General features: G+C 38.8%; 12 protein-coding genes. 7 read left to right on the top strand and 5 right to left on the bottom strand.

All coding sequences use genetic code 11. The annotated features are described in order from the left end of the window. Nucleotides 1–515: 515 nt before the first annotated feature. Complete coding sequence (locus ADICYQ_RS22430; protein WP_020893682.1) at nt 516–1637, bottom strand: Gfo/Idh/MocA family protein; 1122 nt, start codon at nt 1635–1637, stop codon at nt 516–518. Nucleotides 1638–1822: 185 nt separating this feature from the next. Here ADICYQ_RS22430 and ADICYQ_RS22425 point away from each other — a divergent pair, with 185 nt between their 5' ends. After that, complete coding sequence (locus tag ADICYQ_RS22425) at nt 1823–2239, top strand: GNAT family N-acetyltransferase (protein WP_020893681.1); 417 nt, start codon at nt 1823–1825, stop codon at nt 2237–2239. A 60-nt stretch (nt 2240–2299) separates the two neighbouring features. On the opposite strand, the gene ADICYQ_RS22420 is transcribed toward ADICYQ_RS22425, so the two are convergent. From ADICYQ_RS22420 to ADICYQ_RS22410, 3 genes are all read right to left on the bottom strand, one after another. Further along, complete coding sequence (locus ADICYQ_RS22420) at nt 2300–3766, bottom strand: Gfo/Idh/MocA family protein (protein WP_020893679.1); 1467 nt, start codon at nt 3764–3766, stop codon at nt 2300–2302. A gap of 339 nt (nt 3767–4105) precedes the next feature. After that, nucleotides 4106–4342, bottom strand: coding sequence for a hypothetical protein (locus tag ADICYQ_RS22415; RefSeq protein ID WP_020893677.1), 237 nt, complete (start codon nt 4340–4342; stop codon nt 4106–4108). A gap of 117 nt (nt 4343–4459) precedes the next feature. Beyond that, entirely contained in the window at nt 4460–5776 is a 1317-nt protein-coding gene (locus tag ADICYQ_RS22410; protein WP_020893676.1) for a voltage-gated chloride channel family protein, read from the bottom strand. A gap of 407 nt (nt 5777–6183) precedes the next feature. Here ADICYQ_RS22410 and ADICYQ_RS22405 point away from each other — a divergent pair, with 407 nt between their 5' ends. The 3 genes from ADICYQ_RS22405 to ADICYQ_RS22395 all read left to right on the top strand — a co-directional run bounded on the left by ADICYQ_RS22405 (nt 6184) and on the right by ADICYQ_RS22395 (nt 10384). Beyond that, nucleotides 6184–7077, top strand: coding sequence for a TIGR01777 family oxidoreductase (locus ADICYQ_RS22405; RefSeq protein WP_020893675.1), 894 nt, complete (start codon nt 6184–6186; stop codon nt 7075–7077). Nucleotides 7078–7176: 99 nt separating this feature from the next. Then, nucleotides 7177–9732 (top strand): M14 family metallopeptidase, encoded by a 2556-nt coding sequence (locus tag ADICYQ_RS22400; RefSeq protein WP_020893674.1) that lies wholly within the window; start codon nt 7177–7179, stop codon nt 9730–9732. 145 nt (nt 9733–9877) lie between these two features. After that, the gene (locus ADICYQ_RS22395; protein ID WP_020893673.1) at nt 9878–10384 is read left to right on the top strand and encodes a hypothetical protein; all 507 of its coding nucleotides are present in this window, start codon (nt 9878–9880) and stop codon (nt 10382–10384) included. A gap of 13 nt (nt 10385–10397) precedes the next feature. Here the strand turns inward: ADICYQ_RS22395 and ADICYQ_RS22390 are convergent, their stop codons facing one another. Next, complete coding sequence (locus tag ADICYQ_RS22390; protein WP_020893672.1) at nt 10398–10703, bottom strand: DUF4286 family protein; 306 nt, start codon at nt 10701–10703, stop codon at nt 10398–10400. Nucleotides 10704–10839: 136 nt separating this feature from the next. On the opposite strand from ADICYQ_RS22390, the gene ADICYQ_RS22385 reads away from it, so the two are divergent. From ADICYQ_RS22385 to ADICYQ_RS22375, 3 genes are read left to right on the top strand one after another with little or no spacing between them, the layout of a single operon-like run. Next, nucleotides 10840–11502, top strand: a complete 663-nt coding sequence (locus ADICYQ_RS22385; RefSeq protein WP_040417703.1) for a carotenoid biosynthesis protein — start codon at nt 10840–10842, stop codon at nt 11500–11502. Between the two features lie 38 nt (nt 11503–11540). Further along, the gene (locus ADICYQ_RS22380) at nt 11541–11990 is read left to right on the top strand and encodes a sterol desaturase family protein (RefSeq protein ID WP_020893670.1); all 450 of its coding nucleotides are present in this window, start codon (nt 11541–11543) and stop codon (nt 11988–11990) included. Next, on the top strand, nt 11983–12873 hold the full coding sequence (locus tag ADICYQ_RS22375) for a MerR family transcriptional regulator (protein WP_020893669.1): 891 nt from the start codon (nt 11983–11985) through the stop codon (nt 12871–12873). Before ADICYQ_RS22380 ends, ADICYQ_RS22375 begins: the two co-directional genes overlap by 8 nt. Nucleotides 12874–13113: the final 240 nt, after the last annotated feature.

Genomic DNA, 13113 nt, shown 5'->3' with positions numbered 1-13113 from the left:
AAAAATAAGATATTATTCGAATCATTGATAATAGTCAAGTATAAGCCATAGTTTTTTCACAGAAAACGCGGTATTGTGTCACCCCTTTGGGGTTTGGATTTGAGATGGATTTTGGTTCTATAATCCTATCATCCCTTCGGGATTTGGCTTAGGACATTTTGAATTTGGTTATGCAATATTTAGAATTCAGGTAATTGTGGAAATTGTGAGCCTGCCGAAGTGGAATATGCAGGTCTTCAGGTATTTAAAAAAGGGTATAATATTTTTCGAACCCTAAGGGGTGCCAAGATTATAGAAAATAGGATCAGTTAGAATAGGATTTAAACTCCGTAGGAGTGGCATATTTATTAGGCTGCAACCCCTTTGAGATTTGGGTTTGTTCTTAAGGTGGTTTTTGGGGATCTATTTTCGTTTGCAATAAATTTCTAAGTCAAAAAAATCCCAAAGAATTTCTCCTTTGGGACATAACTCGACATACAGCTAAATGACTATTGGCTTAATATTTAGATGTTCTTTTAAGTCAAATCAATCTTCACTTTCTTACCCGTTTTTACGGCTTTGTAAATGGCATCAATAATGATTAAATCTTTTAGGCCTTCTTTTCCATCAACTGGGATTTGAGCAGATTCCCCATTGAGAATAATTCCAGCCATTTTATCCATTTGGACAGTTTGATGGGCGACATGGGGAAAGCTTAGTGGGCCTTTATTGGTCCAGGCTTTGATAGGGCCGTAGCCTGTGGAGGGCTGCATCTCAGCAAAGCCTTTGGTGCCATTTAAGAAAAACTTATCCAGATTGCTTGTACTATAAGTGGATAGACAGGATGAGATCACCCCGCTTGGAAATCCAAATTGGAAGGTGATGGTTTCATCTACGCCTTCCTTGAATTTTACCGGATCCGTTTTGGTTTCTTGGGCGGTTACCCAAATTGGTTCTTCGCCTACCATGTACCGGGCCCCATTGATAGAATAGATCCCTATGTCCATCATGGCACCTCCACCTGCCAATTCTTTGTCTAGCCGCCACTGAGTAGGATCACCTATTCTAAATCCAGTAAGCCCTTGAAAAAATTTAATCTCCCCAAATTCGCCACTGTCGCGCAAACGAATTATTTCCAGGGTATTTGGTTCAAAGTGCATGCGGTAACCTACCAATAATTTTACGCCTGCCTTGTCACAGGCATCTACCATTTCTTTACCTTCTTTGGCATTTATGGCCATTGGTTTCTCACAAATCACGTGTTTTCCAGCCGCCGCTACCCTTAGCGTTTGATCGTGGTGTAGGCCATTTGGAGTGATGATGTAGACAGCATCGATATCTGGATTGTCTTTAATGGCATCAAAGTTTTCATAATTGTAGCAATTTTTATCTGGAATATTGTAAGTGGCTTGCCAATCTTTAATCTTAGAAGGAGTGCCACTTATCAAACCTACCAATTTGGCATTTTTGGAATCCAACATGGCTTTGGCAACACGGGTAGCATAGCCACCCAAACCCATAATGGCCACTCTTAAGGTACCCGCTTTGTTGGCACTGTTATTCATGGTTGTTTGTTTTTTGGGAGTGAAATTTGGAATCAGTGGAAGGGAAACTGCGGAAAGGGTCAGCTTCTGTAAAAAGTTTCTTCTGCTTGTCATGGTCTGCTTTAGGTTTAAGATTAAATTTGAAATAGGCAATAGTGAATCTATTATGGGCTAAAATCACAAAAACTATTCCTTAATCCAGGTTAAATTCATTAACTACAAGATATTGTTTTTTATCTGGAAACGGAAAATAAAATATTTTTACCTTTACACAAATAGGGCAACTAAATACTGATCGAATGTCAGCTTCCATTACTTATCAGGCAGAGCCTGAATTAAATGCCGTCGATTTTCAAAAGCTGCTTATCGCTTCTACACTTGGGGAACGCAGACCCGTAGGGGATCTGGAGCGCTTGGAAAAAATGCTTGCCCATGCAGATTTGATTCTTACTGCCAGGGAGGAAGGTAAATTGGTAGGCATTGCTAGGGCCGTTTCTGATCAATGTTATTGCACTTACCTTTCAGATTTGGCAGTGCATAGTGATTATCAAAACCAGGGGATAGGGAAAATGCTTGTGAAACTAACTAAAGCAACATTTCCGTTGGCCAATCTAATATTGCTTTCGGCGCCAAAAGCCATCGATTATTACCCTAAAATAGGGATGAAAAAGCATGCGCACTGTTACCTTTCAGTACCCGAGGATCCGATTTATTGATAGCCAAAAACCAAATAAAAAAAAGGCTGCTTCTTCTCAGAAACAGCCTTTATAATTGTTTTAAACTTTATCCGGTGAGGGAAGATCAAATTCGGATCTCCTTGGATCAAACAGTAGCCTGTTGGCTTCTACTGATCTATCTCCAACAAAGAATTCTGATTCTCCATCAAACTCCAGCCATGGGCCTACGATATAATCTGCTTGGTCCACGGGTACTCCCATACCATCTCTTGCGATTTCATGGATCTTCATAAATTCTTCAAAAGCCAATTTATTGTCACCAAAGCTTCCAGCTTTCGCATTGAAAGGTACTTTTTCACCCATTCTGTAAGAGATGTTCATCAAGTGACCTAAAGTACAGCTGTAATGGGCATCAAACATATTGCCATTGGCCATTGTAGGGTCATTTGCACGACATGCGTTTACAAAGCTTCCAAACGCCCCTCCCGGAGTCATAGGTACTTTCTTTACCTCTACTTTTCGGGCCTGACTTCCATTATGAGACTTGTACTCGCCATCTATTAGTTTGCCACCATCCTCAAAATAGAAGCGGTTGGTTACTTCTTTTACATAACCTTCATGGTTTGCATTCCTTACATTGAAAAACACATATTGACCATTGGCAAATTGTGCCACAGCGAACATGGTGTTAGGGGTTTCGCCCTGGTCATCCCAGTTGAACCTGCCACCCATTGCCATTACCCTTACCGGGTGTGTATTGGCCACTTCATCATCAAGTGCCCAGTAGGCCACGTCAAGTTGATGTGTTCCCTGATTGTTCAATTCTCCATTACCTACTTGCCAGTTCCAGTGCCAATTATAATGAACAAGGTTTTCATTGTATTGGTCGATTACCGCTGGACCTTTCCATAAGTTCCAGTCCAGATTACTAGGAGGAGCAGTATTTGGTTTGTAACCTATACCTTCTCTAGGCTTACAAGCGAAGCCATGCGAAACCAACATTTTACCAAATTTTCCTGACTTGATATCACTTACCTGGTCACGCCATTCGTCACTACTACGCCTTTGAGCACCATGTTGAACTACTATGCCATATTTTTCGGCGGCGGCCAAAGCGATTCGCCCTTCGTGGACATCATGACTGGCAGGTTTTTCTACATAGCAATGTTTGCCATTCTGTGCCGCCCATACCACCATCAGGGAATGCCAGCTATTTGGTGTTGCCACACTGATGGCATCAATGTCTTTCATTTCAAGAACTCGGCGAACATCTGCTTCACCTTTTACCCGGTTGCTTTTAGTATCTCCATCGCGAAGGGATTGTACACGTTGGTTGAGTACATTCTTGTCTGGATCGACCAAATAGGCGATTTCGACATTGTCCATCCCCGAAAAATTTGAAATATGCGATTTCCCACGGCCATTTACCCCACACACGGCCATTCTAAAGCGGTCGTTCGCACCAATAATTGAACCGTAAGATTTTGCACTAAAGCTCATGGCTCCGATGGTCAATCCACTGGCGCCAAATATAGATTTTTTGATAAACTCTCTTCTTTCTTTCATGCTCTGGGTTTATTAATACTTTCGAAAAGAAACCCAAAATAGGCAATAGGTATTTTAGTGCATATTTCGAGTTAAAGGCATAAGTAAGAGAAAAATGAGTTTTATTTCAAGTTTTACCTAGCTTTTTATTTGTTAGGTATACGATAAGTACGGAATGCTTTTGAAATAAGAAGATTTTTGGTAGCGCTACTTATTTTGGATAAGAATATCCGATATTTTTTAGGGAAAGGTTTAAAAGTTATTACTCTTCAAATTATACAATTTGAAGTTGTAGGAATAAAAAAAATGAAACGAATTTATCCCTTTTTTTGGATATAAAAATACCCTTTAAAAAAGTAGTTACGAAGCCTTCAGCAAGGTGTCAATAAGTTCTGATGGTGTTTGAATATGGGCGACTTTGTCGTCTTCCAATTCTTTATTCAACTCATATTCCAATTCGAAGATTAATCCAGAAACAAAAATTTTGTCCATCCTCAAATCACAATAAAAGTTGGCTGCTTTTTGCTTTCCAGTTAAAGGTATACCGTAAGACTGGAAAATTTCAATGGCCTTACGCATTGCTGCAATATTGTTCATAGGTATAAAATTCGATTCAAAGTCAATACGCTGAAAGGTTCTGCTTTGTTGTGTCTTTGAACAAATTTTTTCCTTAAAATTTGTTATAGTGTCAATAAAACTACTGGAAATTTACTTTTAGTTTGGAATTGTGTATTTATAGCTCACCCAGTTTTTTTCCTTTCTTTTTAACAATCCTTCGTTTTTTGGGGAGCCAATGACCTGAGAATGGTAAATGCCCGAGTGGCCGCTGAATAGGTAGGCTAAAACACAAGCCAATCCAATATATACACCAGGGAGAGCGCCAAAAAGCTCAATTCCCATCAGTGTGCAGGCCAATGGAGTGTTGGTGGCTCCAGAAAAAACACCCACAAAACCCATTCCTGCTAATAGTGCAACAGGTAATGGGATGATGCCTGACAATGCATTCCCAAGGGTGGCTCCAGTATAGAACAATGGTGTGACTTCACCCCCTTTAAAACCGGAACCCAGGGTGAGTGAAGTTTTAGCAATTTTCACCAAAAAATCATACCAGGGTAAATCTTGGGAAAAGGAGTCGACAATGGTCGGAATGCCCAATCCTATGTATTTCGTGTCGCCGATTATGAATACTGAAGCGGCAATGATCACTCCACCTACCAAGGGTCTGAATGGAGGATACTTTATTTTATTGCTAAAGAAATTTGACCAGAAATGGGTGGATTTTGAAAAAAGTCTGGCTGCCAATCCAAAACATATCCCTGCAGGAATTACCCATAGTACATTGATGATATCAAATGGCGGTACCATTGGAACTGAATATTGGGTATGATGCACTAACCAGATGCCCTCGCAGGCAAAATTTGCGATTATGGCAGCAAGAAAGGCAGGCAGAATCGATTCGTACCTTACCCTGCCAACAATCAGCCATTCCAAGGCAAAAACTGCTCCTGCCAGCGGTGTGCCAAATACAGAGGCAAATCCTGCGGCCACACCTATGGTAATGATCATCCTTCGGTCTCGATTGGTGAGCTTGAACCATTTTGTGAATTGATCCGCGATTGCACCTCCCATTTGAATAGCTGTGCCCTCTCGGCCGGCAGACCCTCCAAAGAGATGAGTGACAAGTGTTCCAAAGAGGACCAATGGCGCCATTCTGAGAGGTATTATTTTCAAAGGATTATAAAATTCTTCTAGTAATTGATTATTGCCTTTGACTACCGAAGTGCCATATCGGTGGTAAACCCAACCAATGATAAACCCTCCAAAAGGTAAAAATAGTATGATCCAGATGTTGGCCTCCCGGTATTGCGTTACCCAGTTTAGGGAAGTTAGAAATAGAGCTGAAGCAGAACCTACAAGCGTACCAATGACCAATGCTAAAACCAACCATTTGGCCGTAAAGACCAGATTAGGAAGCAGTTCCTGAAAAATATATTTGGAAAACAAAAGTAGGTTACGGTTCCTATTTGACATGAAGCCAATAATTTACAACTTGAAATACCATTGACCCAGACCTAAGTTAATTACTGGTGAAGCAGGAGACTTTGAAAGGGCAGCCAATAAGTGATATCAAATTACCATAATAAATCAGGCAAATCACTTTTTGTTTGAGTACTACCCCCAATTAAAAGCAAATATAGACAAACTTTTAAATATTAATTTATAAACATTAAGACTTGTTCCAGACTTAAAATTATAACAATGAAGTTTGAAATTACATAGGTGTTAAGTGTGTATGGTGCATTTTAATGATTGCCTTTCCTATAACCAAGACTAAATATTATAGCCCTTAAAGATCTTTTTTAATTCTATTGCCTAGATGGAATAATTTTTGTGGAGCCTAGTTTCGATGAATTTTAGAAAATTGGGGTAAATTAATTATGCAACATATACTAATTACCGGAGGATCAGGACTTGTAGGTGCTTCAATAACAAAAAGGCTTGAAGCAATTGGTAAAAAGGTTGCTTGGTTGAGTAGAAATCCGGATGAACATTCTCAAAAATCCTTCTTTTGGGATCCAAAAAAAGGAGATATTGAGGAGGATGCAATAGAATGGGCAGATGCTGTAATTCATCTGGCAGGAGCGGGAGTAGCTGACAAAAGGTGGACTGAGGAGCGAAAAAAAGTAATTCTTGATAGCCGGATTGATAGCAGTGATTTGCTCTATAAAGCTTTAAAAAAAGCCAAGAAAAAACCACAAGCGATAGTCTGTTCAAGTGCTGTAGGCTACTATGGTTTTGATACAGGAGAAAAACTGGTTTTTGAGGGAGATCCAGCTGGAGATGATTTTTTGGCTGATGTGGTTAAGAAATGGGAGAAAGCCACGGATAAATTTCAAGAATTAAACATACGTACGGTTACTTTTCGTATAGGGATAGTATTGGCCAAAGAAGGAGGGGCGCTGAAGGAAATGTTAAAACCACCAGTAGCGGCCCCCTTAGGTTCAGGACATCAATATTTAAGTTGGATCTTCATTGAAGATTTATCCAGAATGATTGAATATGCCCTTGAAAATCATGGGGTGTCGGGGATTTATAATGCGGTAGGACCTGTTCCTGTTACCAATAAAGTGCTAACCCAAAGGGCTGCTGAATACAAAGGGAAACCTTTCGTTAATATAGGTGTTCCATCCTTTGCCTTGAAACTTGGACTTGGAGAAATGGCCAATATGGTTTTGGGTGGCAATAGAGTCAGTAATGAAAAAATAGAAGGAACAGGATTCAAGTTTGAATATGGAGATCTTAACCAGGCCCTGAAAAAAATATTCAACTAAGTTTTGATAAATGACCGTTCAATTTATAAAAAAACATCCTAAATTTCGATCCCTGAAATAACACGACGCTTATTTACGTGTAATTAACCCCAGCAAAAAATGAAAAGAGGCCTATTTAGCAGTATATTGTTATTTCTGTTTTTTTCGGTTAGTGCTCAGAATGTTAACCTAGATTATTACCTTCCTGATGACGTTACTTATGACAAAGAAATAACAAAGCCTTCTTCAATTCTAGGCTTTGAAGTGGGAGAGTGGCACGTAAATCACACCCAAGTGGTGCAATATTACAAAGCCATAGCCGCTCAATCTCCGAAGGCTACTTTAATTACCTATGGCCAAACTTATGAAAAGCGACCTTTGATAATGTTGGCTGTTTCATCGCCTAAAAATATCAAACAACTTGATAAGCTAAAAGAGCAAAGGGGAGGTTTGAGGTACCCTGATTTTAAATCCGATCTTGCAGGAATGCCTGTGGTAATGTACATGGGGCATTCGGTTCATGGAAACGAAGCCTCGGGCGTGAATGCATCACTCCTTTCTGCCTACCACTTTACAGCTGCTAAGGAGATAGAAGAGGACCTGGAGAATATCATATTGCTAATTGATCCTGCCATTAACCCTGACGGGATAAATCGTTTTGCGTCATGGGTAAACAGTCATAAAAGCTATTATCCAAATGGGGACAGAAACAATAGAGAGCTAAACGAAGCATGGCCGAGAGGAAGAACAAACCACTATTGGTTTGACTTGAATAGAGACTGGTTGCCTGTGCAGCATCCTGAATCCAAAGGTAGAATTGCTCAGTTGCAGGAATGGTTACCTAATATTGTCCTTGATTTTCATGAAATGGGGACGGACAATACTTATTTTTTCCAACCAGGGATTCCTAGTCGAAACAATCCACTTACACCAGCAAAGAATTTTGAACTGACGGAGAAAATAGCAACTTACCATGCGAAATACCTTGACAAAATAGGGTCCCTTTATTACTCCAAGGAGAGTTTTGATGATTACTATTTTGGTAAAGGGTCCACCTACCCTGACATTCAGGGAGCTGTAGGAATTCTATTTGAGCAAGCTTCTTCTAGAGGGAACTTACATGAGAGTGATTATGGTAAGATATCCTTTCCATTTACTATCAGAAACCAATTCACCACTGCACTCTCATCCTTTGATGCGGCTACGGATATGAGGGTAGAGTTGAATACCTATATGTCTGATTTTTATAAGGATGCCAAGACTGAATATACAGAGGACGATGACAAAGCCATAATCTTTGGAGCGATGGAGGATTACGGAAGGACCTTTCATTTTGCCGATATCCTTTTGCAACATAATATACAGCTTTATAGCCTCGAAGAGGATGTTACGCTAAATGGTGTGCCTTTTAAATCAGGTAAATCTTTCATTGTTCCTTTAGACCAACCTCAGTACAGGCTTGTTAAATCTTTGTTTGAGAGCAGAACAACTTTTCAGGACAGTTTATTTTACGATGTTTCTACTTGGAACATGCCAATGGCATTCAATTTAAATTCCCTGTCATTGAGTAGCAAAATACTAAACCTGGCAAAAGTAGTAAATGTAAGCAATGGTCTTTCTTTCAAGGAAGGCAAAGTGATTGGGGAGGCTGGGGCTTACAGTTATGCTTTCGAATGGGATGAATATTATACACCCAAAGCGCTCTACAAGCTAATGGATCTTGGTTATCAGCTGAGAGTGAGTCACAAAGAGTTTCAAACGAAAGACAAGAAGAATTATGGAAGGGGCACCATATTGGTTGAAAAGGGCAACTCCGAAAAGACCGACAAAGCCTTTTATGAGGACCTCAAAACAATAGCAGCGAAAACTGGCGTGAATATTTATGCCTTGTCCACTGGGCTAACTGGAGGTGTAAACCTTGGTTCTCCCAGCATAAGTGTATTGAAAAAACCATCCATTGCACTTTTAGTGGATGATGGTGTCGGAAGTGCTGATGCTGGAGAAATATGGCACCTTTTTGATCAACGTATGGAAATCCCAATTACATTAATGGCTACCCATAGGATGTCTGTTGCAGACCTTGACAGGTACAATGTAATTATTTTGCCAACGGGTGATTATTCTATCTTAGGAGAAAAAGAAGCCGAAAAGCTAAAATCCTGGGTGCAAAAAGGAGGAACACTTATAAGTAGGGGATCGGCGATGAATTGGTTAGCAGACAATGATATAGCCGTTTTCAATTTTCAAAATCCTGATTATAGTGACACAACCAGTCAGAAACAATATGCAGACTTGGAAAATGCCAGAGGGGCGAAGGTGACTGGAGGGGCGATTTTCAAAGCGAAATTGGACATCACACACCCTATTGGTTATGGCTATAAAAATGCCGAAATTCATGTTTTTAAGCAAGGAAATCAATTCCTTGAGCCTTCAGGTAATCCATATGCCAATCCATTGGTGTATGCCGAGAGCCCATTGGCAAGTGGCTATGTGCACCCTACCAATCTGGCAATGATGAAAAACAAAGGAGTGATTCAGATTTCAGGTAAAGGAAAGGGAAAGACCATTGGGTTTGTAGATAATCCTAACTTTAGGGCTTATTGGTTTGGTACAAATAAAATGTTTTTAAATGCAGTGTTTTTTGGGCAGACTATAAATAACGCTTCTACCAGATAAAGGTAGAATTGGTCCTTAAAATGGTATTTTCTTTACTGCCCAAAGCATTTAACTATAATGAAAATCGAAATTAAAAGCTGTTAATTGTGGAAAAACCGCTTTTTTCCAATTACTTTTCTTTAATTTGCAGGCTGAAAGGCGAATTATGACTAGAAAACTGTTTCCATTAGATAAAAATTATATCCTTAGGCAAGCCCAAGATGGGATTGAAAAGGAGATGATGGATCTGATGGTGGAGGAATTGAAAAATGCCTTTACTTTATTGTTCAATCCGCTTGAACTTCAGGATGATACCTACTTGAAAATTCTTTCTAAGAAGTCATTTCCTGAAGACCATTTGTCCATAATTTACAGACAACTCGCGGGTATTTTTAGGTACAAGTTTGGCACCAATCAGTTGGAACTAAGGTTTGACGGAAAAAGCCACTTTGAGAAATACCAGGAAGATTGGAAGTGCACCTTTCATAATTGGATTCAAACCCTGGGACAAAATCCAGCTTATGTGAAGAACCTGTTAAGGATGACTTTGCTTTACGATACGCCATCCCGTGCCCTATTTGCGGAAAATAGATGTAAATCCATTTTGAATGAGCACTTTGGGCTTCTAATTATCAAAAGAAAAGGAGACCTCCTGATGAAAACAGGAAGTTGATCTGAAGATATAATTAATCTACTGATTCTAATACCGAGCGGAAAGAAACAAACTGGCTTCCAAATTTTTCTTTTATTCTTTCTCTGAATATGTCTCCATATCTGGATTGAAAGAATTTCAAATCCTCTAAACTCTCCGCTAAAAATTGGGCGGAAAAATTGATGCCTTCTCCATTGTCTTCCTGTAAAAGACGAAAGAATCGTTTCTCATAAAAGAGTCCGGTTTGCATGATTCCAGAAAGGTAAACCTGGTTCATCCACTCAATAAACTCTTCCTCTTTTTCACTGTCAATATTTATTGTTATGTTGTAAAGTATCATTAGCTCCTGTGTTATGACTTGTTTAATTCAATTTCTATTAAATTCGTCCCGATTCTTTCGAACAAAAATGTAAAGAAACACTTATAGTATATTGAAAACAAAAATAACTCCTCAATATTTAATTTTCTGGTTTGCTATGCCTAATTATATGGACAACTCGACCTTTTTTAAGTTTGAAAAATCTCAAGTAGCCAAAGTCTTCATTACCATACTTCATATTGTAGGCCTATTTGGATTGTATTGGCAAAAAAGCCGGCCATTGTTTCAGCTGATTACTCCATTTCATTTGTTATTGGTCACCGGCATTTTGCTTTATTTTCACAAAGACTTTAACAAAGGCTTCTTTGGGTTTTTACTTTTTTCATTTTTTGTCGGCATGATTACCGAAATCATCGGTGTCCATACCGGGCTGTTGTTTGGGGATTACAGTTACAGTGGTGTCCTTGGTATTAAGGCCTTTGGGGTGCCTTTGATGATAGGGCTAAATTGGTTTTTACTAGTTTACCTAACTGGAGGTATTTTTCAAAAAATGATAAAAAATGACCTTATTGCAGCCGCTTCAGGTGCTGGATTAATGGTTCTGTTGGATTTATGCCTTGAAAAAGTGGCTGTTGCTTTAGATTTCTGGCAGTGGCATCAGGAAATTATTCCTGTGTCCAATTTTATCACCTGGTTTTTAGTCGCCTTTATTATTCAGATTGTATATAGAAAGCTTTCTTTTGAGAAGGACAATGAACTTAATCTCATTGTCTTTTTTAATCTGTTGGCCTTTTTTGCCGTTTTGGCAATGATTCTATAAAAAGAAAACAAAATCACCTTAGCTTGGTTTAATTAACAATGATTTACGCTTTGTTCTATATTCTGGTTGGATTTGTGGCCATGGAATTTTCCGGATGGTTTATTCACAAATATTTAATGCATGGTGTATTGTGGAAAATTCACAAGACTCACCACAGCCACTCCAAAAACTTTTTTGAACTCAATGACCTTTTCTCTTTCCTTTTCGCGAGTGTCGCTATTGCTCTGATTTTTTTTGGAGTTAGTACTTTGGACTATAGGTTTTGGATTGGTTTGGGGATCACCTTGTACGGCCTAAGCTATTTTATTTTGCACGATATATTAATACATAGAAGAGTGAAGCTTTTCACAAAACCGAAAGGCGGATACCTCGCGGGTATTTTTAAAGCCCACCAAGCGCACCATGCAAGCAGGAAAAAAGATGGAGCAGTTTCATTTGGATTATTCATTGTACCTAATAAGTACTTTAAAAAAAAGGTAAATGAGTAAGTATTCCATAAAAGATCTAGAGAAGCTATCTGGGATAAAAGCCCACACCGTAAGGATTTGGGAGCAGCGGTATAAACTACTCAATCCAAAAAGAACGGATACAAATATCAGGTTTTACGATGATGATGACCTAAAATTAATTTTGAATGTAGCCTTACTCAATGAGAATGGATTGAAAATAAGCAAGATCGCCAAAATGACTGGTGAAGAAATGAAAGCTGAAGTGCTTCAACTGACCGAACGGTCTTTTGCTTATGATGATCAAATCCATTCACTGGTTTTAGCAATGGTCGAGTTCAATGAAGAAAGATTTGAAAAAATCATTTCTACCAATATTCTCAAAATAGGTTTTGAACAGACCATGTTGAACATCATCTATCCATTTTTGTCTAAAATAGGGGTTCTGTGGCAAACCGGAAGCATTCATCCGGGGCAGGAGCACTTTATTTCAAATCTGGTGAGGCAAAAATTAATAGTGGCCATAGATGGACAGGTGTTTACTGGAGAAGGAAGGAAATTTTTATTGTTCTTGCCGGAGGGCGAATTGCATGAGATATCACTTCTTTTCACTTCCTATTTACTAAAAGCCAATGGGCACAAGGTTATCTATCTGGGGCAAAACACTCCTGATGATGACTTAAATAATGTTTACAAGGTGCACAATCCAGATTTCCTTGTGACGGCAATAACGACTAACCCTTCTAATGAATTTGTAGAAGGATACCTCCAATCCTTGGGCGAAAGGTTTCCTAAATCAACGATTATAGCCTCAGGATATCAAATTATTGGACAGGACTTAAATTTGCCATCAAACATTCGTTTGATGCATTACTTAAAGGAAATAAAGGAATACATTAATCTACTCGCTACAAACACAGATTAATTCCACTCTTGGATTTAAATTGACAGAATTTTAATTTTTTGCCTGAGTTTAATTTTTAGGCTAATAAATGCTTTAAATACAAATAATCTCTCAATTTGGTTAAAATATTAAGTGTTGTAAGGGTGAAATCATACTTTTTTTATACTTTTGCCATCTCAATAGTCCAAATTGTGTAATATCTGTAATTCCTTGTAATGGAGTAGCTTCCTGAAAATATCAAGAATTCGTATTACAAAACTT

It is taken from the genome of Cyclobacterium qasimii M12-11B (assembly GCF_000427295.1).
Taxonomy (GTDB): domain Bacteria; phylum Bacteroidota; class Bacteroidia; order Cytophagales; family Cyclobacteriaceae; genus Cyclobacterium; species Cyclobacterium qasimii.
Note: the sequence above shows the minus strand (reverse complement) of the source record. Positions and strands in the feature narration are given on the sequence as shown.